The organism is Streptomyces sp. NPDC046349 (assembly GCF_055587885.1).
Map to the genome: position 1 here is coordinate 98,684 of NZ_JBVJFK010000008.1, position 20,526 is coordinate 119,209.

At 70.5% G+C, this 20,526-nt stretch carries 21 protein-coding genes; 16 read left to right on the top strand and 5 right to left on the bottom strand.

The window, feature by feature from the left end; genetic code table 11:
• Positions 1 to 13: 13 nt before the first annotated feature.
• Positions 14 to 658 (top strand): imidazolonepropionase-like domain-containing protein, encoded by a 645-nt coding sequence (locus ACZ6JS_RS19885; RefSeq protein WP_469299549.1) that lies wholly within the window; start codon positions 14 to 16, stop codon positions 656 to 658.
• Here ACZ6JS_RS19885 and ACZ6JS_RS19890 read toward each other — a convergent pair.
• Together ACZ6JS_RS19890 and ACZ6JS_RS19895 are read right to left on the bottom strand one after the other, a co-directional pair.
• Positions 624 to 1,010: a response regulator transcription factor gene (locus ACZ6JS_RS19890; protein ID WP_469299551.1), complete on the bottom strand. Its 387-nt coding sequence runs from the start codon at positions 1,008 to 1,010 to the stop codon at positions 624 to 626. The genes ACZ6JS_RS19885 and ACZ6JS_RS19890 overlap by 35 nt on opposite strands.
• A 55-nt stretch (positions 1,011 to 1,065) precedes the next feature.
• Positions 1,066 to 1,971, bottom strand: a complete 906-nt coding sequence (locus ACZ6JS_RS19895) for a DUF3152 domain-containing protein (protein ID WP_469299553.1) — start codon at positions 1,969 to 1,971, stop codon at positions 1,066 to 1,068.
• Between the two features lie 265 nt (positions 1,972 to 2,236).
• On the opposite strand from ACZ6JS_RS19895, the gene ACZ6JS_RS19900 reads away from it, so the two are divergent.
• Positions 2,237 to 2,929, top strand: a complete 693-nt coding sequence (locus tag ACZ6JS_RS19900) for a demethylmenaquinone methyltransferase (RefSeq protein WP_469299554.1) — start codon at positions 2,237 to 2,239, stop codon at positions 2,927 to 2,929.
• 16 nt (positions 2,930 to 2,945) lie between these two features.
• Positions 2,946 to 3,875 (top strand): glutaminase, encoded by a 930-nt coding sequence (locus tag ACZ6JS_RS19905; RefSeq protein ID WP_469299911.1) that lies wholly within the window; start codon positions 2,946 to 2,948, stop codon positions 3,873 to 3,875.
• 25 nt (positions 3,876 to 3,900) lie between these two features.
• Here the strand turns inward: ACZ6JS_RS19905 and ACZ6JS_RS19910 are convergent, their stop codons facing one another.
• The gene (locus ACZ6JS_RS19910; protein ID WP_469299556.1) at positions 3,901 to 4,443 is read right to left on the bottom strand and encodes a GNAT family N-acetyltransferase; all 543 of its coding nucleotides are present in this window, start codon (positions 4,441 to 4,443) and stop codon (positions 3,901 to 3,903) included.
• A gap of 97 nt (positions 4,444 to 4,540) precedes the next feature.
• Here ACZ6JS_RS19910 and ACZ6JS_RS19915 point away from each other — a divergent pair, with 97 nt between their 5' ends.
• Positions 4,541 to 5,824, top strand: coding sequence for a geranylgeranyl reductase family protein (locus ACZ6JS_RS19915; RefSeq protein WP_469299558.1), 1,284 nt, complete (start codon positions 4,541 to 4,543; stop codon positions 5,822 to 5,824).
• Between the two features lie 13 nt (positions 5,825 to 5,837).
• Here the strand turns inward: ACZ6JS_RS19915 and ACZ6JS_RS19920 are convergent, their stop codons facing one another.
• Positions 5,838 to 6,128 (bottom strand): hypothetical protein, encoded by a 291-nt coding sequence (locus tag ACZ6JS_RS19920; protein WP_469299560.1) that lies wholly within the window; start codon positions 6,126 to 6,128, stop codon positions 5,838 to 5,840.
• Between the two features lie 227 nt (positions 6,129 to 6,355).
• Positions 6,356 to 7,186: a C40 family peptidase gene (locus tag ACZ6JS_RS19925; protein WP_469299561.1), complete on the bottom strand. Its 831-nt coding sequence runs from the start codon at positions 7,184 to 7,186 to the stop codon at positions 6,356 to 6,358.
• Positions 7,187 to 7,963: 777 nt separating this feature from the next.
• Here ACZ6JS_RS19925 and ACZ6JS_RS19930 point away from each other — a divergent pair.
• From ACZ6JS_RS19930 to nuoL, 12 genes are read left to right on the top strand one after another with little or no spacing between them, the layout of a single operon-like run.
• Positions 7,964 to 8,323 carry an NADH-quinone oxidoreductase subunit A gene (locus tag ACZ6JS_RS19930; protein WP_030653431.1) on the top strand — a complete coding sequence of 120 codons (360 nt, stop codon included), beginning with the start codon at positions 7,964 to 7,966 and terminating at the stop codon, positions 8,321 to 8,323.
• 15 nt (positions 8,324 to 8,338) lie between these two features.
• Positions 8,339 to 8,893: a NuoB/complex I 20 kDa subunit family protein gene (locus tag ACZ6JS_RS19935; RefSeq protein WP_030028258.1), complete on the top strand. Its 555-nt coding sequence runs from the start codon at positions 8,339 to 8,341 to the stop codon at positions 8,891 to 8,893.
• Positions 8,890 to 9,639: an NADH-quinone oxidoreductase subunit C gene (locus ACZ6JS_RS19940; protein ID WP_469299562.1), complete on the top strand. Its 750-nt coding sequence runs from the start codon at positions 8,890 to 8,892 to the stop codon at positions 9,637 to 9,639. The genes ACZ6JS_RS19935 and ACZ6JS_RS19940 overlap by 4 nt, the downstream gene beginning before the upstream one ends.
• Complete coding sequence (locus ACZ6JS_RS19945; RefSeq protein ID WP_469299564.1) at positions 9,639 to 10,964, top strand: NADH-quinone oxidoreductase subunit D; 1,326 nt, start codon at positions 9,639 to 9,641, stop codon at positions 10,962 to 10,964. Before ACZ6JS_RS19940 ends, ACZ6JS_RS19945 begins: the two co-directional genes overlap by 1 nt.
• Positions 10,961 to 11,716: an NADH-quinone oxidoreductase subunit NuoE gene (gene nuoE / locus ACZ6JS_RS19950; protein WP_469299566.1), complete on the top strand. Its 756-nt coding sequence runs from the start codon at positions 10,961 to 10,963 to the stop codon at positions 11,714 to 11,716. Before ACZ6JS_RS19945 ends, nuoE begins: the two co-directional genes overlap by 4 nt.
• The gene (gene nuoF / locus ACZ6JS_RS19955; RefSeq protein WP_469299567.1) at positions 11,716 to 13,065 is read left to right on the top strand and encodes an NADH-quinone oxidoreductase subunit NuoF; all 1,350 of its coding nucleotides are present in this window, start codon (positions 11,716 to 11,718) and stop codon (positions 13,063 to 13,065) included. The genes nuoE and nuoF overlap by 1 nt, the downstream gene beginning before the upstream one ends.
• Entirely contained in the window at positions 13,062 to 15,566 is a 2,505-nt protein-coding gene (locus tag ACZ6JS_RS19960; protein WP_469299569.1) for an NADH-quinone oxidoreductase subunit G, read from the top strand. The genes nuoF and ACZ6JS_RS19960 overlap by 4 nt, the downstream gene beginning before the upstream one ends.
• On the top strand, positions 15,563 to 16,927 hold the full coding sequence (gene nuoH, locus ACZ6JS_RS19965; protein WP_469299571.1) for an NADH-quinone oxidoreductase subunit NuoH: 1,365 nt from the start codon (positions 15,563 to 15,565) through the stop codon (positions 16,925 to 16,927). Before ACZ6JS_RS19960 ends, nuoH begins: the two co-directional genes overlap by 4 nt.
• Complete coding sequence (gene nuoI / locus ACZ6JS_RS19970; protein ID WP_469299573.1) at positions 16,920 to 17,522, top strand: NADH-quinone oxidoreductase subunit NuoI; 603 nt, start codon at positions 16,920 to 16,922, stop codon at positions 17,520 to 17,522. The genes nuoH and nuoI overlap by 8 nt, the downstream gene beginning before the upstream one ends.
• Positions 17,519 to 18,325, top strand: a complete 807-nt coding sequence (locus tag ACZ6JS_RS19975; protein ID WP_469299575.1) for an NADH-quinone oxidoreductase subunit J — start codon at positions 17,519 to 17,521, stop codon at positions 18,323 to 18,325. The genes nuoI and ACZ6JS_RS19975 overlap by 4 nt, the downstream gene beginning before the upstream one ends.
• Positions 18,322 to 18,621, top strand: a complete 300-nt coding sequence (gene nuoK / locus ACZ6JS_RS19980) for an NADH-quinone oxidoreductase subunit NuoK (protein WP_030653455.1) — start codon at positions 18,322 to 18,324, stop codon at positions 18,619 to 18,621. Before ACZ6JS_RS19975 ends, nuoK begins: the two co-directional genes overlap by 4 nt.
• A 9-nt stretch (positions 18,622 to 18,630) precedes the next feature.
• Positions 18,631 to 20,526: an NADH-quinone oxidoreductase subunit L gene (gene nuoL, locus ACZ6JS_RS19985; RefSeq protein ID WP_469299577.1), complete on the top strand. Its 1,896-nt coding sequence runs from the start codon at positions 18,631 to 18,633 to the stop codon at positions 20,524 to 20,526.

Here is a 20,526-nt window from a genome sequence, read left to right on the forward strand (position 1 = left end):
CGACACGATCACGATGCTGACGCTGCACGCCGCCGAACTGCTGGTGACCGGACCGGGGTCCGCGCCGCTGGCGGGCGGTGCGGTCCTCGTCGAGGGGGACCGGATCGCCCGCGTGGGCACGTACACGGACCTCGGTGCGGCCCATTCGCACGCCCGGGTCCGCCGCTGGCCCGGGGTGCTCACCCCGGGGCTGCTGGTGCGCGGGGCGGACGAGCTGCTGGAGCGGACGTACTACCCGGACGACCCGTACGAGGTCACGGAACTCGGCGCGGACCCGATCACCGGCGGGGAGGCGCTGGACGCCCTGAAGCTGACCGAGTCGCGGTGGGGCAACAGCGCCCGGCGCGGCACGCAGCGGCTGCTGGCCCGCGGGGTGGTAGCGGTGTGCGGCCGCTTCACGGTCGCGGCGGTGCGTACGGCGGTGTCCCGCTCGGGGCTGACGATCCTGCCGCCGGCGCCCTACGAGGGGCGGCCCGACCTGGATCCCTTCGCGGGCCGGGAGTCGGCGGCGGAGGCCTTCCACGGGGTGTTGGAGCCGGGCGCGGCGGCGCGCTTCGCGGTGTTCGCGGTGGCGGACGAGGCCGAGCTGCTGAGGCGGGGCGCGACCGCGTGCGTGGCCACGGTCATCGGGGGACGGCTGCTCCACCGGCGGCGCTGAGCCCGCCGTCGTTCTCGAGGGGCCCGTTTTCGCCGTGTGCGCCCTCGCCGGGCCCGCCGTCGGCGGGCCGGCTGCCCTCCCGGGCGAGGGCGGCCAGCAGGCAGGCCTGGAGGCGGCTGATCCCGCCGAGCTTGGCCCGTATGTTCACGACGTGGAACTTGACCGTGCTGACGGACAGTTGGAGTTCCTCCGCGAGTTCCCGGTTGGAGGCGCCGGTGGCCAGGCACAGGAACACCGCGGACTCCTGCTCGGTCAGCAGTGCTTGCCAGTGCTGCGCGTGCTGCGCCGGCGGCCCGTCCGGCTCCTCGTACGAGGGGAACCACGCAGGGACGCTGAAGCTGACGACGCGCACGGTTCCCACTCCTCGATGCCCCCCGGTCGGCCCCTTGCGGAGGGCCGGCCTTTCCCTAGAGGACGGGCGGACCGGACAGATAGGTTCCATTCGCGTCGAAGGGCCAGGCGTTCGACTTGCATCCCTCAAGGCCCTTGATCTGCTGCATCATCGCCGGGGCGGGCTTTCCGGGGCCGGGGCAGCCCTCGTGGCCGCGGCCGATCTCGTGCCCGACCTCATGGTTGACGATCAGGGCGCGGTACTCCTCCACGGAGCCGCTGAACTGGGGCGAACCCTCCTTCCAGCGCTTGAGGTTGACCACCACGACATGGCCGACCCGGCAGTTGGTCTCGCCGATGAGCTCGGGGGTGACCACGTCGCACAGGAGGTCGGTGGTTTTCGGCGTCGCGATCTTGACCGTGAAGTCCACCGGCTGGCCCGCTCCCACGAGTTGGAAGCCGTAGCGCGGGTCCCTGGTCCAGCCGCGCGGGTCCCCGAGGATCGCTTCGACGGAACGGGCGGCGGCCTCCGGGTCGATCCCGCTGCCCTCCTCCACCTCCAGCCGCCAGCGCCGCGTCGTCCCCTTGCCCTGCGCGCTGCCGGAAGCGGACGATCCGGTGAAGGTGCCCGGCTTGCCGGGGGTCACGGGGGCGCCGGTGGACGGTGAGGGCGAGGCGGGCTGCTGCGAGGGTGCGGCGGGGGACGGAGCGGCCTCGGGGGACTTCGCTCCGCCCTGCGGGAGCGGGTTCCCCGCGGCGTCGGTGCCTTCCCCGTCCGGTGCGTCGGCCTGTGCTGCGGTGCGGCCCTTGGCGGCCGTGGTGGTCTCGTCCTCGGGCAGCACCGCGTAGGCGGTCGCCGATACGGCGACCAGCGCCGCCGAGCCGAGGAGGATCGTGCGCCGCAGCCGTCTGCGCCGCTCGGCCCGGCGCCTGGCGCGCGGGCCGTCACGGCGGGAGCGACCGGTGGAATGGCCTGCCGGCATCGTGAAGCTTCCTGTTCGCGGCGGCCACTGCCGGACCCGCCCACGGTTGTGGTCCTGATCCGGTGGGTGACCCTCACCGGGCCGCACGCTGGCAGTCAACGCGTATGCGGCGTAGCAGCGTAACTGTCCTTCGGAACAGTTCTACGGTCGGGTACGGAGCCGCCACGGCGCGGTACGGCGCAGCCCGCGCCGTCCGGGCCCGCGCGGCCTGAGAGGATGGGGCCCTACCCGCCGATCCGCATCGCAACACGAGGGGCGAACGCCAGTGACAAGGGCCTCCCTGGACAAGCAGCCGCACGAAGTCGCCTCCATGTTCGACAGGGTCGCGGCGAACTACGACCTGACCAACGACGTCCTCTCCCTCGGCCAGGACCGGGTGTGGCGCAAGGAGGTCGCCAAGGCGGTCGACGCGCGCCCCGGGCAGAAGGTCCTCGACCTGGCCGCCGGTACGGCGACCTCCTCGCTGCCCTTCGCGGCGACCGGCGCGTACGTCGTCCCGTGCGACTTCTCCCTGGGCATGCTCATGGAGGGCAAGAAGCGGAACTCCTGGCTTCCGCTGACCGCCGGCGACGCGACGAGGCTGCCGTTCAAGGACGGCGTCTTCGACACGGTGACGATCTCCTTCGGCCTGCGCAACGTCCAGGACACCGACGCGGCGCTGCGCGAGCTGTACCGGGTGACCAAGCCCGGCGGGCAGGTCGTGATCTGCGAGTTCTCGCAGCCCACCTGGGCGCCGTTGCGGACGGTCTACACCGAGTACCTGATGCGCGCGCTGCCGCCCGTCGCCCGCGCCGTGTCGTCCAACCCCGACGCGTACGTGTACCTCGCCGAGTCCATCCGGGAATGGCCCGACCAGCCGGCGCTGGCCGGCCTGCTGCAGAAGGCCGGCTGGTCCAAGGTCGCCTGGCGCAACCTCAGCGGCGGCATCGTCGCGCTGCACCGGGGCACCAAGGCCTGACGCCGTGCCAGACGCCATGCCCGACGCCGGGTCCCCGGACTACAAGCCGCTGCTGGAGCGGATCGCCGCCGACGTCGCGCCGCTGCTGGGCAGCGGGACACCCGCCGAGTACATCCCGGCGCTCGCCGCGGTGGACCCGCGGCAGTTCGGGATGGCCGTCGCAGATCTCGACGGAAACGTCTTCGGGGTGGGGGACTGGCAGGTGCCCTTCTCCGCCCAGTCGATCACCAAGGTCTTCGCGCTCGCCCTGGCCCTGGCCGAGGGCGGCGACAGCCTGTGGGAGCGGGTCGGCCGGGAGCCCTCGGGCAATCCGTTCAACTCGCTCGTGCAGTTGGAGTACGAAAACGGCATTCCGCGCAATCCGTTCATCAACGCGGGCGCCCTCGTGGTCACCGACCGGCTCCAGACGCTGACCGGCGACGCGAGCAGCGAGGTGCTGGAGTTCCTGCGGCAGGAGAGCCAGAACCCGGACATAGGCTTCGACGCCGAGGTCGCCGCCTCCGAACAGGGGCACGGGGACCGCAACGCGGCCCTCGCGCACTTCATGGCCTCGTACGGCAACATCGACAACCCCGTGCCCGCGCTGCTGGAGCACTACTTCTGGCAGTGCTCCATCGAGATGAGCTGTGCGGACCTGGCCCGCGCCGGGCGGTTCCTGGCCCGGCACGGGCTGCGCGCCGACGGCTCGCGGCTGCTCACGCGCAGCGAGGCCAAACAGGTCAACGCGGTGATGATGACCTGTGGGACGTACGACGCGGCGGGCGAGTTCGCCTACCGCGTCGGGCTGCCCGGCAAGAGCGGGGTGGGCGGCGGGATCGTCGCCGTCGTCCCCGGGCACTGCACCCTCGCCGTGTGGAGCCCCGGGCTGGACGCCCGGGGCAACTCGGTCGCGGGCGTCGCCGCGCTGGACCGCTTCACGACGCTGACGGGCCTGTCCGTCTTCTGACGGCCCCGATCCGCCGCCGGGACGTTCACCGGGGCAGCGGCAGGTCCCGCAGGTCCAGGGCGTAGCGGCGGGCCGGGTTCCCGCCCGGCGTGGTGAACTCCTCGGCCAGGGCCATGCCCAGCCGCTCCGCCACCGCCACGGAGCGGGCGTTGCGGGCGTGGATCATCGCCACCACCCGCTCGATCCCGGCCTCGCGGACCCGCTCCAGGGTGGCCAGCGCCGCGGCGTACGCGTAGCCGCGGCCCCAGGCCGCCCGCCCGAGCCGCCAGCCGATCTCGATCTCCCCGACCGGCCCCCAGGCCTTGTCCGCCGGCCAGGGCTGCGCTCCGGTGAAGCCGATCACCTCGCCGTCGCCGTCCAGCAGCGTCCACAGACAGAGGCCGAGCTGCGCGTCGTGCATGCGCTGGCGCGCGGTGAACTCCTCGTACTCCGACAGCTCGGCGGGACCGCCGAGGAACTCCATCACATCGGCGTCGTTGAAGACGCGGTGCCAGCTGTGGGCGTCCTCATCGGTGGGCACGCGCAGCCCTACCGCCGGGAGCGGGGGCCGGGTCGGCGAAGTCGTCATCGGGGCAGCCCTTCGGATCGCGATCTCTCTCGCTGCATAGACTGCACATGTCCGGTGCCGCCTGGCACCCTTTATCGAGCCTTCGGGAGACCCCGCAGTGACCGAGCTCCTCTCCGAACACTCCGCGGACGTGATCGTCGTCGGGGCCGGGCCCGCCGGCTCGACCACCGCCTACTACCTCGCCAAGGCCGGATTGGACGTCCTGCTGCTGGAGAAGACGGCGTTCCCGCGCGAGAAGGTCTGCGGCGACGGACTGACCCCGCGCGCCACCAAGCAGCTGGTGGCGATGGGCATCGACATCTCCGAGGAGGCCGGCTGGCTCCGCAACAAGGGCCTGCGGATCATCGGCGGCGGCCAGCGGCTCCAGCTGGACTGGCCGGAACTCGCCTCCTACCCGGAGTACGGACTCGTCCGCAAGCGCGACGACTTCGACGAGATCCTGGCCCGCCAGGCCCAGAAGGCCGGCGCCCGGCTGTACGAGCGCTGCAACGTGGGCGAGCCCGTGCGCGACGCCCGCACCGGCCGCATCACCGGCGTGCAGGCGAAGCTGGGTGAGGAGAAGACCCCGGTCACCTTCCACGCCCCGCTGGTCGTCGCCGCCGACGGCAACTCCTCCCGGCTGTCTTTGGCCATGGGCCTGCACCGGCGCGAGGACCGCCCGATGGGCGTCGCGGTGCGCACGTACTTCACCTCGCCGCGGCACGACGACGACTACCTGGAGTCCTGGCTGGAGCTGTGGGACCGGCGCGGTCCGCAGGACCGGCTGCTGCCCGGCTACGGCTGGATCTTCGGCATGGGCGACGGCACGTCCAACGTCGGCCTGGGCATCCTCAACTCCTCCTCCGCCTTCAAGGAGCTGGACTGGCGCGAGGTCCTCAAGGCCTGGTGCGCCTCGATGCCGGAGGACTGGGGCTACACCCCCGAGAACATGACGCAGCCGATCCGCGGCGCGGCCCTGCCGATGGCCTTCAACCGGCAGCCTCACTACACCAAGGGCCTGCTGCTGGTCGGTGACGCGGGCGGCCTCGTCAACCCGTTCAACGGCGAGGGCATCGCCTACGCGATGGAGTCGGGCCAGATCGCGGCCGACGTCATCGTGCAGGCGCAGGCCCGGTCCACGCCGGCGCAGCGCGAGCTGGCGCTGCACAACTACCCGAGGGTGCTCAAGGAGACCTACGGCGGCTACTACACGCTGGGCCGCGCCTTCGTGAAGCTGATCGGCAACCCGAAGGTCATGAAGGTCGCCACGCAGCGCGGCCTGACCCACCCGCTGCTGATGAAGTTCACCCTGAAGATGCTGGCCAACCTGACCGACCCGGCGGGCGGCGACGCGATGGACCGCGTCATCAACGGACTCTCGAAGGTGGCCCCGAAGGCCTGACAGCGGCCCGGGCTCACGAAGGACGGCGGTCACGGATCCCCCGACCCGCGGGGTCGGGGGATCCGTGCACGGTGCGCACGCACCGGGCCAGGAGGACCAGGCCGCACACCAGCAGTGCGCACGACACGGTCCATCCGGTCGCGAGGACGAGGACGTGCCCGGGCTTCTGCCAGGGGCGGGCGGTGTTCAGCAGCCAGCCCCCGACGGCGAGGAGCCCGAGGCCGAGGGCGGCCCGGACCGCGGTGGGGTCGCCGGCCTCGTGGGGCTCGTGGGGCTCGTACGGCTGTGTGCCCTGTGTGCCCACGGGACCACCACCTCCAGTGTCTGACGCTCAGGGCCTGCGCCGCCATCCTGTCAGGCCCCGCGGCCGGTTCGACGCGGCCGCCCGAGGCGGCCGCACGGCATCCTGTGCCCGGAATGCGACGAAGCTCCGGGAAACGACTCCAGGGCCGGTACTCCACCCCCGAGCGGGGGAGTACCGGCCCTCGGCCGTTTCTGCTGCCGGGACCTGAGCGGTGCTCAGGGGCGGGCTCAGAGGACGCGGACGGCGCCCGTCGGCTTGTCGTAGCTCAGGCTGCGCTCGACGATGCCCGTGCTGGGGTTCTGCGCGCCGACGAACTTGCCGCCGCCGACGTAGATGGCGACGTGGTACGCGCTGCCCTTGGAGCCCCAGTAGAGGATGTCGCCCGGCTGAAGGGCGTTGAGGGAGACGGACGTACCGGCCGAGGACTGCGCCTGGGACATGCGCGGCAGGGAGATGCCGGCCTGGCGGTAGGCGGCCTGGACGAGGCCGGAGCAGTCGAAGGAGGACGGGCCGGTGCCACCCATGACGTAGGCCTTGCCGACCTGCGCGCGGGCGAAGTTGACGATGGCGGCGGCGGACCCGGTCGCCGGGGCCGACACGGTGCCGGTGCCCTGCGGGGCCTTCGCGGAGGCGGAGGTGCTCTTCAGGGAGGTGCGGTCGGAGTCGCGGGTGGCGCGCTCGGCCTCGGCCTTGCGGTCCGCCTCCTCCTTCGCCTTCTTCTCGGCGGCCTTCTGGGCCGCTTCCTTGGCCTGCTTCGCCTCGGCGGCGGCGCCGGTGCGGGCGCTCTCCTCCTGGGCGGTCAGTTCGCCTTCCACGGCGGCCAGACGGGTGTTCTCGGCGGCCGTGGTGACCGCGGAGGAGACCTCGGCGGCCAGGTCCAGGTTCAGGACCGGCATTTCGAGCGTCGTCTCGGCCACGGGCTCGGACGGGGACGCGCTCGCGGTGCCGGCCATGGCCAGGGTGCTGAGGACGCCACCGGCAACTCCGGCGCGGACCGCGAGCTTCGAGGCGCTGCGGCGGGGCTTCCGGTGGCTGGGTATGTGAGCGGTGTGGGACATGAGAACAACCGCTATCAGGGCGTCAGGGGTCCCTTCAAGAAACGTGGGGTGCGCCACAGTTGCGCGCGAACGGCGCGAACCGGGCGCGTCCGGCTTCTTATTGACGCCGTAACGGGCGAAACGGACACGTCCTCGCAGGGCTGTGATCATGGGGTTTCAGTAATAAGTCCGAATTGATCCTCGGACTACCATCCCTCTGCACAGATGGCCAAGCCCGCTTTCGGAACCCCTGATTCAGAGTGGCGCAGGTCACAGGAGGATCACGCCATGCGGACGCTGTGGCCGGCCCGTGACCTTCCTGTGAAGCAGGGCCTCCGCCGCCGGGTGGGGGTTCGTGAACGGATGCACGCACTCGGCGGCCGCCGCACCCTCGTATGCCCCGCGTCCACCTCCGTACACGCAGGCTCCCCCGACCGGGCGACGCGGATCGCCATATCATCAAGTGCCCCCGTACGGCCAATTTGCCTGCAGCGGACACCATTTGATAGGGCGGTGCGCCTTCCACCTGCGAGAACGGGCTCGAATGTCACCTTTGGTGATCATGCGGATGCTTCGCGTATGAAGATCACCACTCATCGGCCTTCATGATCGTTCGTTAGGTGGTGGAGATCACAAACTCGGTGTTGTTACCCGTGTCGCAGATCACAGACGAGCAGGCATAAGATGCGCACCAGTCCGGCTTGTGAACTGCCTCACATGTGCACGATCTTCGCGAGGCGGGGCACGCGGCGCCGGCGGCGGTCCAACGGTCAAGGACGACTGGAAGGAGCGAGGAGCGTGAATGCGTACGCGCCCATCCTCGTGCTCGGCGCCCTCGGCGCAGGGTTTGCGATCTTCTCCGTGGTCATGGCCACGCTGATCGGTCCAAAAAGGTACAACCGGGCGAAGCTCGACGCCTACGAGTGCGGCATCGAACCGACGCCGATGCCGGCCGGCGGCGGTCGCTTCCCCATCAAGTACTACCTGACGGCGATGCTCTTCATCGTCTTCGACATCGAGGTTGTCTTCCTCTACCCCTGGGCCGTCACCTTCGACTCCCTGGGGATCTTCGGGCTCGTCGAGATGCTGCTCTTCGTGCTCACCGTCTTCGTCGCCTACGCCTACGTATGGCGCCGCGGCGGCCTGGAATGGGACTGAGGGGCTGAATTTCCCATGGGACTGGAAGAGAAGCTGCCGAGCGGCTTTCTGCTCACCACCGTCGAACAGGCTGCGGGGTGGGTGCGCAAGTCGTCCGTCTTCCCGGCGACCTTCGGCCTCGCCTGCTGCGCCATCGAGATGATGACGACCGGAGCCGGCCGCTACGACCTGGCCCGCTTCGGCATGGAGGTCTTCCGCGGCTCCCCGCGCCAGGCCGATCTGATGATCGTGGCCGGCCGGGTCAGCCAGAAGATGGCGCCGGTGCTGCGCCAGGTGTACGACCAGATGCCCGCTCCCAAATGGGTCATCTCCATGGGGGTCTGTGCATCCTCGGGCGGAATGTTCAACAACTACGCGATCGTCCAGGGCGTCGACCACATCGTCCCGGTGGACATCTACCTCCCCGGCTGCCCGCCCCGCCCCGAGATGCTGATGGACGCGATCCTCAAGCTCCACCAGAAGATCCAGGGCGGAAAGCTCGGTGTGAACCGGGAGGAAGCGGCCCGCGAGGCGGAGGCGGCGGCCCTCAAGGCCCTCCCCACCATTGAGATGAAGGGGCTGCTCCGGTGAGCGAGACCCAAGAGCCGGACCACGGCAACGACACCGGCGCGACCGGCGCGGACGGCAGCGGCCTTCCCGCGCCGCGCGCCCAGGGCCCCGAGGTCATCGGCGTCCGCAAGGGCATGTTCGGCGCCGTGAGCGGCGGCGACACCAGCGGCTACGGCGGCCTCGTCCGCACCGTGGCCCTGCCCGGCGCTACCTCCCGCCCGTACGGCTCCTACTTCGACGAGGTGGCCGACGAGCTCGAGGGCGCCCTGGAGGAGCAGGACCTGCTCCCGGAGAACGTCATCGAGAAGACGGTGGTCGACCGGGGCGAGCTCACCTTCCACATCGCCCGGGAGCACCTCGTGCGCGTCGCGCGCACCCTGCGCGACGACCCGGCCCTGCGGTTCGAGCTCTGCACCGGGGTCTGCGGAGTCCACTTCCCCGAGGACAAGGGCCGCGAGCTGCACGCCGTCTACCACCTGCGCTCGCTCACCCACGGCCGAATCCTGCGGCTGGAGGTGTCCGTCCCGGACGGCGACCCGCACGTCCCCTCGCTCGTCTCCGTCTACCCGACCAACGACTGGCACGAGCGCGAGGCGTACGACTTCTTCGGCCTGGTCTTCGACGGGCACCCGGCCCTCACCCGGATCATGATGCCGGACGACTGGCAGGGCTTCCCCCAGCGCAAGGACTACCCGCTCGGCGGCATCCCCGTCGAGTACAAGGGCGCCCAGATCCCGGCTCCCGACCAGCGGAGGTCGTACAGCTGATGTCCACGTCCAACCACACCTCCGCTCGCGAGACGACCGAGGGCACCGTCTACACCGTCACCGGCGGCGACTGGGACGAGATCGTCCAGTCGGCGGCCAAGGCCGACGACGAGCGGATCGTCGTCAACATGGGTCCGCAGCACCCCTCCACCCACGGTGTGCTGCGGCTGATCCTGGAGATCGACGGCGAGACCGTCACCGAGGCCCGCTGCGGCATCGGCTACCTCCACACCGGAATCGAGAAGAACCTCGAATTCCGCAACTGGACGCAGGGCACCACCTTCGTCACGCGCATGGACTACCTGACGCCGTTCTTCAACGAGACGGCGTACTGCCTCGGCGTCGAGAAGCTGCTCGGCATCACCGACCAGATCCCGGACCGCGCCACCGTCATCCGCGTCCTGCTGATGGAGCTCAACCGGCTCTCCTCCCACCTGGTGTGCATCGCCACCGGCGGCATGGAGCTGGGCGCGACCACGATCATGATCTACGGCTTCCGCGACCGCGAGCTGATCCTCGACATCTACGAGCTGATCACCGGGCTGCGCATGAACCACGCGTTCATCCGCCCCGGCGGCCTCGCGCAGGACCTGCCCCCGGGCGCCGTCGACCAGCTGCGCGAGTTCGTCAGGACCATGAAGAAGAACCTGCCGGAGTACGACAAGCTCGCCACCGGCAATCCCATCTTCAAGGCCCGCATGCAGGACGTCGGCTACCTCGACCTCTCCGGCTGCATGGCGCTCGGCGCCACCGGCCCGATCCTGCGCTCCGCCGGCCTGCCCCACGACCTGCGCAAGTCGGACCCGTACTGCGGCTACGAGGACTACGAGTTCGACGTGCCGACCACCGAGACCTGCGACTCCTACGGGCGGTTCCTGATCCGCCTGGAGGAGATGCGCCAGTCGCTGCGGATCGTCGAGCAGTGCCTGGAGCGGCTGGAGCCCGGCCCGGTGATGGTCGCCGACAAGAAGATCGCCTGGCCGGCGCAGCTGGCCATGGGCCCCGACGGCCTCGGCAACTCGCTCGACCACATCAGGAACATCATGGGCACCTCCATGGAGGCCCTCATCCACCACTTCAAGCTGGTGACCGAGGGCTTCCGGGTGCCCGCAGGGCAGGCCTACGCCGCCGTCGAGTCACCCAAGGGCGAGCTCGGCGTCCACGTCGTCTCCGACGGCGGAACCCGTCCCTACCGGGTCCACTTCCGCGATCCGTCCTTCACCAACCTGCAGGCCATGGCCGCGATGTGCGAGGGCGGCCAGGTCGCCGACGTCATCGTCGCCGTCGCCTCCATCGACCCCGTGATGGGAGGCGTCGACCGATGACCGCCAGTCCTACGAACCGAGGGGTCTCGCTGGGGATGCCCCAGCTGCCCGCCCCCGACTTCCCGGCGGAGGTACGGACACGCCTCGAAGCGGACGCGAAGGAAGTCGTCGCCCGCTACCCCGACAGCCGCTCCGCGCTGCTGCCGCTGCTGCACCTGTGCCAGTCGCAGGAGGGCTACGTCTCCAAGACGGGCATCCGCTTCTGCGCGGAGGTGCTCGGCCTGACCACGGCCGAGGTCACCGCCGTCGCCACCTTCTACACGATGTACCGGCGCAAGCCGTCGGGCGACTACCAGGTCGGCGTCTGCACCAACACCCTGTGCGCGGTCATGGGCGGCGACGCCATCTTCGAGGAGCTCAAGGAGCACCTCGGGGTCGGCAACAACGAGACCACCCCCGACGGCAAGGTCACCCTCGAACACATCGAGTGCAACGCGGCCTGCGACTACGCCCCCGTGGTGATGGTCAACTGGGAGTTCTTCGACAACCAGACCCCCGAGTCGGCCAAGGCCATGGTCGACGACCTGCTGGCCGGGCGTGAGGTCTCGCCGACCAGGGGCGCGCCGCTGTGCACGTACAAGGAGACCGCCCGGATCCTGGCGGGCTTCCCCGACGAGCGGGCGGGCGCGGTCGAGGCCACCGGCGGCGCCGGCCCCGCATCCCTGATCGGACTGCGCATCGCCCGAGGCGAATCCCCGCACACCCCGATCGTGCACCCGCGCGGCGAGACCCGTACCGAGGGAGGGGAGTGATGAGCGTGTCCACCGAGCTCAGTAAGAACGGCACCAGCCCGGAGAAGCTGCTGGCCCCCGTCCTGTCGGCCTTCTGGGACGAGCCCGAATCGTGGACGCTGGAGACCTACCGGCGCCACGAGGGCTACGAAGGCCTGCGCAAGGCGCTCGCCATGACCCCTGACGACCTCATCGCCTACGTGAAGGACTCGGGTCTGCGCGGACGCGGCGGCGCGGGCTTCCCCACCGGAATGAAGTGGCAGTTCATCCCGCAGGGCGACGGAAAGCCGCACTACCTCGTCGTGAACGCGGACGAGTCGGAACCGGGAACCTGCAAGGACATCCCCCTCCTCTTCGCCAACCCGCACTCCCTCATCGAGGGAATGATCATCGCCTGCTACGCGATCCGCTCGCAGCACGCTTTCATCTACCTGCGCGGCGAGGTCGTACCGGTCCTTCGGCGCCTGCACGAGGCGGTGCGCGAGGCGTACGAGGCCGGATACCTCGGCAAGGACATCCTGGGCAGCGGCCTCGACCTCGACATCACGGTGCACGCGGGCGCGGGCGCGTACATCTGCGGTGAGGAGACGGCGCTGCTCGACTCCCTCGAAGGCCGTCGCGGCCAGCCCCGGCTGCGTCCCCCCTTCCCTGCCGTCGAGGGGCTCTACGCGTGCCCCACTGTCGTCAACAACGTCGAGTCCATCGCCTCGGTTCCCGCGATCCTGAACAAGGGCAAGGACTGGTTCAAGGCGATGGGGACCGAGAAGTCCCCCGGCTTCACGCTCTACTCGCTCTCCGGGCACGTCGCCGGCCCCGGCCAGTACGAGGCCCCGCTCGGCATCACCCTGCGCCAGCTCCTCGACATGAGCGGCGGCATGCGGCCCGGGCACCGGCTGAAGTTCTGGACCCCGGGCGGTTCCTCCACCCCGATGTTCACCGACGAGCACCTCGACGTACCCCTGGACTACGAGGGTGTCGGTGCCGCCGGCTCGATGCTCGGGACCAAGGCCCTCCAGTGCTTCGACGAGACCACCTGCGTGGTGCGGGCCGTCACCCGGTGGACCGAGTTCTACGCGCACGAGTCCTGCGGCAAGTGCACGCCCTGCCGCGAAGGCACCTACTGGCTGGTCCAGCTGCTCCGCGACATCGAGGCCGGCAACGGCGTCATGTCCGACCTCGACAAGCTGAACGACATCGCCGACAACATCAACGGCAAGTCCTTCTGCGCCCTCGGGGACGGCGCGGCCAGCCCGATCTTCTCCTCGCTCAAGTACTTCCGCGAGGAGTACGAGCAGCACATCACGGGCAAGGGCTGCCCCTTCGACCCCAGGAAGTCGACCCTCTGGGCCGACACGGAGGTGAACGCATGACCGTCACCACTACGGCCGCCTCCGGGGGAGAAGCCGCCCTCCCGCCGGAGGACCTGGTCTCGCTGACGATCGACGGGGTCGAGCTCTCGGTGCCCAAGGGCACCCTCGTCATCCGCGCCGCCGAACAGCTCGGCATCGAGATCCCCCGGTTCTGCGACCATCCCCTGCTGCCCCCGGCCGGCGCCTGCCGCCAGTGCATCGTCGAGGTCGAGGGCCAGCGCAAGCCGATGGCCTCCTGCACCATCACCTGCACCGACGGCATGGTCGTCAAGACCCAGCTGACCTCCGAGGTCGCCGACAAGGCCCAGCGCGGCGTGATGGAGCTGCTGCTCATCAACCACCCGCTGGACTGCCCGGTCTGCGACAAGGGCGGCGAGTGCCCGCTGCAGAACCAGGCGATGTCGCACGGCAACGCCGAGTCCCGCTTCGAGGGCAGGAAGCGGACCTACGAGAAGCCCGTCCCGATCTCCACCCAGGTCCTGCTGGACCGGGAGCGGTGCGTGCTGTGCGCCCGCTGCACCCGCTTCTCCAACGAGATCGCGGGCGACCCGATGATCGAACTCCTGGAACGCGGCGCGCTCCAGCAGGTCGGCACCGGCGAGGACGACCCGTTCGAGTCGTACTTCTCGGGCAACACCATCCAGATCTGCCCGGTCGGCGCCCTCACCTCCGCCGCGTACCGGTTCCGCTCCCGCCCCTTCGACCTCGTCTCCTCCCCGAGCGTGTGCGAGCACTGCGCGGGCGGCTGCGCGACCCGTACCGACCACCGGCGCGGCAAGGTACTGCGGCGCCTCGCCGCGGAGGACCCCGAGGTCAACGAGGAGTGGGTCTGCGACAAGGGCCGCTTCGCGTTCCGCTACGCGCAGCGCCCGGACCGGCTGACCACGCCGTTGGTGCGCAGCGCCGCCGGGGTCCTGGAACCGGCGAGCTGGCCCGAGGCCCTGGAGGCCGCGGCGAACGGGCTCGCCGCAGCGCGCGGCCGGGCCGGGGTGCTCACCGGCGGGCGGCTCACCGTCGAGGACGCCTACGCGTACGCCAAGTTCGCCCGGGTCGTGCTCGACACCAACGACATCGACTTCCGGGCCCGCGTGCACAGCGCGGAGGAGGCCGACTTCCTGGCCGCCACCGTCGCCGGCACCGGCAAGGACCTCGACGGCGACGGCGTCACCTACACCTCGCTGGAGGCGGCGCCCACGGTGCTGCTCGCCGGCATCGAGGCCGAGGAGGAGGCCCCCGGGGTCTTCCTGCGGCTGCGCAAGGCCCACCGCAGGTCCAAGCAGCGCACCTTCGCCCTCGCCCCCTTCGCCACCCGCGGACTTCAGAAGGCCGGCGGCACCCTGCTGGCGGCCGCTCCCGGCACCGAGCCCGACTGGCTCGACGCACTGTCCTCGCGGACCGGCCTGGAGGCGGGCGGCGCCGAAGCCGCCGAGGCCCTGCGCCGGCCGGGCGCCGTCATCGTCGTCGGGGAGCGCCTCGCCGGCGTGCCCGGCGCGCTGACCGCCGCCGTACGGGCGGCCGCCGCCACCGGCGCGAAACTGGTGTGGATCCCGCGCCGGGCCGGGGAGCGGGCGGCCGTCGAGGCCGGCGCGCTGCCGTCCCTGCTGCCGGGCGGCCGTCCGGCCACCGACCCGCGGGCCCGCGACGAGGTCGCCGCCGCCTGGGGTCTGGACGAACTCCCGCACCGCTACGGCCGCGACACCGGCCAGATCGTCGAAGCGGCGGCCACCCGGGAACTGTCCGCGCTGCTGGTCGCGGGCGTCGAGGTCACCGACCTGCCCGACCCGGCCCGCGCGCGGACCGCCCTGGAGGAGGCCTTCGTGGTCTCCCTGGAGCTGCGGCCCAGCGAGGTCACCGACCACGCGGACGTGGTCCTGCCGGTGGCCGCGGTCGCCGAGAAGGCGGGCGCGTTCATCAACTGGGAGGGCCGGGTCCGGCCGTTCGAGGCCGCGCTCAAGCCCGACCAGATGACCCGCCGGCTCGCCCCGGCCGACGCCCGCGTGCTGCACATGCTGGCCGACGCCGCCGATCGGCCGATCGCACTGCCCGACGTGCACGCCGTACGCCGGGAGCTGGAGCGGCTCGGCCCCTGGGAGGGCGGCCTCGCCGCCGAGCAGTCCACCGACCCCGTGCCGCTGCCCCGCCCGGGCGCCGGCGAGGCGGTCCTCGCGGGCCACCGGCTCCTCCTCGACCTGGGCCGGCTCCAGGAGGGCGACGAGGCCCTGGCCGGCACCCGGCACGAGGCCAGCGCGCGGCTGTCGGCCGCCACGGCCGCCGAGACCGGCGTCAAGGACGGCGACGTCCTCGCGGTCACCGGCCCCGCAGGCACCGTGGAACTCCCGCTCCGGATCACCGAGATGCCGGACCGTGTCGTCTGGCTCCCCCTGAACTCCACCGGCTCCGGCGTCCTCGCCGACGCCGGAGCCCGCCCGGGCACCCTCGTACGCATCGGCCCGGCGACCCCGGTCGGCGCAGGCGACACCACTGCGGAGGTGGGCGCGTGAACACCGTTCAACTCGCTGCCGAGGACCTGTCCCTCTTCGGACGGGACGTCTGGTGGCTCGTCGTCATCAAGGCGGTGTTCTGCTTCGCCTTCCTGATGGTGACGGTGCTCTTCTCCATCGTATGGGAGCGCAAGGTCGTCGCCTGGATGCAGCTGCGCATCGGTCCCAACCGGCACGGGCCCTGGGGCATGCTCCAGTCGCTCGCCGACGGCGTGAAGCTGATGCTCAAGGAAGACATCATCGTCAAGCGGGCCGACAAGGTGGTGTACGTCCTGGCCCCGATCATCGCGGCGATCCCGGCCTTCATGGCCATCGCGGTGATCCCCTTCGGCCCGGCCGGCAACGAGGTCTCCATCTTCGGCCAGCGCACCTCGATGCAACTGACCGACCTGCCCATCGCGATGCTCTACATCCTCGCGGTGGCCTCGGTCGGCATCTACGGCATCGTCCTCGCCGGCTGGTCCTCCGGCTCCACGTACCCGCTCCTCGGCGGCCTGCGCTCCTGCGCGCAGATGATCTCCTACGAGATCGCGATGGGTGCCGCCTTCGCCTCGGTCTTCCTCTACTCCGGGTCGATGTCGACCTCGGCGATCGTCGAGGCCCAGCAGGACCGCTGGTTCATCGTGCTGCTGCCGGTGTCCTTCATCATCTACGTCGTCACGATGGTCGGCGAGACGAACCGCGCCCCCTTCGACATGCCCGAGTCCGAGGGCGACCTGGTCGGCGGCTTCAACACCGAATACTCGTCCATCAAGTTCGCGCTGTTCATGCTCGCCGAATACGTCAACATGGTCACCGTCTCGGCGGTCTCGGTCACGCTGTTCCTCGGCGGCTGGCGGGCCCCGTACCCGATCAGCTCCTTCTGGGAGGGCGCGAACCACGGCTGGTGGCCGCTGCTCTGGTTCGTCCTCAAGGTGCAGCTGCTCCTCTTCTTCTTCATCTGGCTGCGCGGAACGCTGCCGCGCGTGCGCTACGACCAGCTGATGAAGCTCGGCTGGAAGGTCCTGATCCCGGTCTCCGTGGTCTGGCTGATGATGGTCGCCACCGTCCGGGCCCTGCGCAACGAGGCGTACGAGATCGCGGACATCGCGCTCTACGTCGGCGGCGCCGTCGTGGCGATCCTGCTGCTCTCCTTCGTCGCGGACGTCTTCCGCGACAAGCGCGAGAAGGCGGCGGCCGCGGACGCCGGCAAGGACACCGCGCCCTTCGATCCGCTGGCGGGCGGGTTCCCCGTACCGCCCAAGCCCGGCCAGCACCTGGCACCCGTACCGCGCAGGCGGCCCCGCAGTGAGCGGGAGCTGATCGTCAGTGGCGGGGCGAAGACCGAAAGCGACCGAGAGGAGGGTGCTGAGAATGTCTGACGAGAAGTGGCAGAACCCGGTGGCCGGCTTCGGCGTGACCTTCAAGGCCATGTTCAAGAAGCGCCTCACCGAGCAGTACCCGGAGCAGCAGAAGACGACCGCCCCGCGCTTCCACGGACGCCACCAGCTCAACCGGCACCCCGACGGTCTGGAGAAGTGCATCGGGTGCGAACTGTGCGCCTGGGCCTGTCCCGCCGACGCCATCTACGTGGAGGGCGCGGACAACACCGAGGAGGAGCGCTACTCCCCGGGCGAGCGGTACGGCCGGGTCTACCAGATTAACTACGCCCGCTGCATCCTGTGCGGGCTGTGCGTCGAGGCGTGCCCCACCCGGGCGCTGACCATGACGAACGAGTTCGAACTGGCCGACTCCAGCCGCGAGTCGCTCATCTACACCAAGGACCAGCTGCTCGCCGGGCTGACCGAGGGCATGGTCGAGGCCCCGCACTCGATCTTCCCCGGCACCGACGAGCAGGACTACTACCGCGGACTGGTGACGGGCGCGGCCCCGGGCACCGTCCGGCAGGTGGCGGTCTCCAAGGGTGAGGAGCCGGCCGGCGCCGCCGACGGGAACGCCGCGGAGGTGGGGGCATGAGCGCCATCGCCGCCACCGCCACCTCCGGCGGTGAGGCCGTGCAGTTCTGGATCCTCGGCACGGTCGCCGTCATCGGCGCCCTGGCCACGATCCTGATGAAGAAGGCAGTGCACAGCGCCCTCAGCCTCGCGGGGACGATGATCATCCTGGCCGTCTTCTACCTCGCCAACGGGGCGTACTTCCTGGGCGTCGTCCAGGTCATCGTCTACACCGGCGCGATCATGATGCTCTTCCTCTTCGTGGTCATGCTCGTCGGCGTCACCGCCGCCGACTCCCTGAAGGAGACCATCAAGGGGCAGCGCTGGCTGGCCCTCCTGTGCGGGCTCGGCTTCGGCATCCTGCTGTTCGCCGGCATCGGCCACGCCGGGCTGGGCCACTTCAACGGGCTCGGCCGGATCAACTCCGCCGGCCACGTCGAGGGCCTGGCGCAGCTGATCTTCACCAAGTACGTCTTCGCCTTCGAGATCACCGGCGCGCTGCTGATCACCGCGGCCGTCGGCGCGATGGTGCTCACCCACCGCGAGCGCACCGAACGGGCCGCGACCCAGCGCGAGCTGGCCGAGCGCCGCGTGCGCGAGGGCGTGCAGCTCCCACCGCTGCCCGCGCCCGGCGTCTACGCCCGGCACAACGCGGTGGACGTCCCCGGCCTGCTGCCGGACGGCACCCCGTCCGACCTGACCGTCAGCCGGACGCTGCGCTCCCGCGGCCAGATCCGCGACGTGTCCGGCGAGGCCCTCGACGACCTCAAGGCGCTGGAGCAGCGCTCCGCGGAGCGCCTCGGCCGTGAGGAGGCCTCGAAGTGAATCCGGTCAACTACCTGTACCTGGCGGCCCTGCTGTTCACGATCGGCGCCACCGGGGTGCTGATCCGCAAGAACGCGATCGTGCTGTTCATGTGCGTCGAGCTGATGCTCAACGCCTGCAACCTCGCCTTCGTCGCGTTCTCCCGGATGCACGGCAACCTCGACGGCCAGATCATCGCCTTCTTCACGATGGTCGTCGCCGCCGCGGAGGTCGTGGTCGGCCTGGCGATCATCGTTTCGCTGTTCCGTACCCGCCACTCGGCCTCGGTCGACGACGCCAGCCTGATGAAGCTGTAAGGGGTCGCTGTGGAGAACCTGATTGCGCTGCTGATCGCGGCGCCGCTGTTCGGAGCGGTGGTGCTGCTCTGCGGCGGCCGGCGCCTCGACAAGACCGGCCACTGGATCGGCACGCTGCTCGCGGCCGTCTCCTTCGGGATCGGCGTCGTCCTCTTCGCCGACATGCTGGGGCGCAGCGCCGACGACCGGACACTGACCCAGAACCTGTTCACCTGGATCCCCGTCGAGGGCTTCCAGGCGGACATGGCGTTCCAGCTGGACCAGCTGTCGATGACCTTCGTCCTGCTGATCTCGGGCGTCGGCACGCTCATCCACGTGTACTCGATCGGGTACATGGAGCACGACGAGCGCCGCCGCCGCTTCTTCGGCTACCTGAACCTGTTCGTCGCGGCCATGCTGCTGCTGGTCCTCGCCGACAACTACCTGCTGCTGTACTTCGGCTGGGAGGGCGTCGGCCTCGCCTCGTACCTGCTGATCGGCTTCTGGCAGCACAAGCCCAGCGCGGCCACGGCCGCGAAGAAGGCCTTCCTGGTCAACCGCGTCGGCGACATGGGCCTGTCCATCGCGATCATGCTGATGTTCACCACCTTCGGGACCTTCGCCTTCACGCCGGTGTTCGGCGCGGTGGGGGAGACGTCCGAGGGCATGCTCACCGCCATCGGCCTGATGCTGCTGCTGGCCGCCTGCGGCAAGTCGGCACAGGTCCCGCTGCAGTCCTGGCTCGGGGACGCGATGGAGGGCCCGACCCCGGTCTCGGCCCTGATCCACGCGGCGACCATGGTGACCGCCGGCGTCTACCTGATCGTCCGCTCGGCCGCGGTCTTCAACGCCGCCCCCGACGCCCAGCTGGTGGTCACCGTCGTGGGCGCGGTCACGCTGCTCTTCGGTGCGATCGTCGGTTGCGCCAAGGACGACATCAAGAAGGCCCTGGCGGGCTCGACGATGTCGCAGATCGGCTACATGATCCTCGCCGCGGGCCTCGGCCCCGTCGGATACGTCTTCGCGATCATGCACCTGGTGACGCACGGCTTCTTCAAGGCGGGCCTCTTCCTCGGCGCCGGTTCCGTGATGCACGGGATGAACGACGAGGTCGACATGCGCAAGTACGGCGGCCTGCGGAAGTACATGCCGGTCACCTTCGTCACCTTCGGCCTCGGCTACCTGGCCATCATCGGCTTCCCGGGCCTGTCCGGCTTCTTCTCCAAGGACATGATCATCGAGGCGGCCTTCGCGAAGGGCGGCACCGAGGGCTGGATCCTCGGCGGGGTCACCCTGCTGGGCGCCGGCATCACCGCCTTCTACATGACCCGCGTCATGCTCCTCACCTTCTTCGGCGAGAAGCGCTGGCAGCCCGATGCCCAGGGCCACGAGCCGCACCCGCACGAGTCCCCGAAGTCCATGACCATCCCGATGGTCGTCCTCGCCTTCGGGTCCGTCTTCGCCGGCGCCTTCTTCGAGATCGGCGAGCGCTTCCTGAAGTGGCTGGAGCCCGTCACCGGCTACTCCCACGGCAACCCGCCCGTCAGCGCCATGACGGTCACCGCGGCCACCATGGTGATGCTCCTCGTGGGCGTCGGCATCGCCTGGGCGATGTACGGCAGGCGGCCCGTCCCGCTCGTCGCCCCGCGCGGGTCCTTCCTCACCCGGGCGGCCCGCCGCGACCTGTACCAGGACGACTTCAACCACGTCGTGCTGGTGCGCGGCGGGGAGCACCTGACCCGCTCCCTCGTGTACGTCGACCACAGCCTGGTCGACGGGGTGGTCAACGGGACGGCCGCCTCGGTCGGCGGTCTCTCGGGACGGCTGCGCAAGCTGCAGAACGGCTACGCCCGCAGCTACGCGGTCTCGATGTTCGGGGGCACGGCGATCCTGATCGCCGCGACCCTGCTGATGAGGGCGGTGTGA

Bases quoted from the DNA above. Each gene is read 5' to 3' on its own strand.
- ACZ6JS_RS19945 (WP_469299564.1), top strand. From the start codon at position 9,639: ATGTCCACGTCCAACCACACCTCCGCTCGCGAGACGACCGAGGGCACC.
- ACZ6JS_RS19935 (WP_030028258.1), top strand. From the start codon at position 8,339: ATGGGACTGGAAGAGAAGCTGCCGAGCGGCTTTCTGCTCACCACCGTC.
- ACZ6JS_RS19960 (WP_469299569.1), top strand. From the start codon at position 13,062: ATGACCGTCACCACTACGGCCGCCTCCGGGGGAGAAGCCGCCCTCCCG.
- nuoF (WP_469299567.1), top strand. From the start codon at position 11,716: ATGAGCGTGTCCACCGAGCTCAGTAAGAACGGCACCAGCCCGGAGAAG.
- ACZ6JS_RS19910 (WP_469299556.1), bottom strand. From the start codon at position 4,443: ATGACGACTTCGCCGACCCGGCCCCCGCTCCCGGCGGTAGGGCTGCGC.
- nuoI (WP_469299573.1), top strand. From the start codon at position 16,920: ATGTCTGACGAGAAGTGGCAGAACCCGGTGGCCGGCTTCGGCGTGACC.
- ACZ6JS_RS19905 (WP_469299911.1), top strand. From the start codon at position 2,946: ATGCCCGACGCCGGGTCCCCGGACTACAAGCCGCTGCTGGAGCGGATC.
- ACZ6JS_RS19895 (WP_469299553.1), bottom strand. From the start codon at position 1,971: ATGCCGGCAGGCCATTCCACCGGTCGCTCCCGCCGTGACGGCCCGCGC.
- ACZ6JS_RS19885 (WP_469299549.1), top strand. From the start codon at position 14: ATGCTGACGCTGCACGCCGCCGAACTGCTGGTGACCGGACCGGGGTCC.
- nuoE (WP_469299566.1), top strand. From the start codon at position 10,961: ATGACCGCCAGTCCTACGAACCGAGGGGTCTCGCTGGGGATGCCCCAG.
- ACZ6JS_RS19925 (WP_469299561.1), bottom strand. From the start codon at position 7,186: ATGTCCCACACCGCTCACATACCCAGCCACCGGAAGCCCCGCCGCAGC.
- ACZ6JS_RS19975 (WP_469299575.1), top strand. From the start codon at position 17,519: ATGAGCGCCATCGCCGCCACCGCCACCTCCGGCGGTGAGGCCGTGCAG.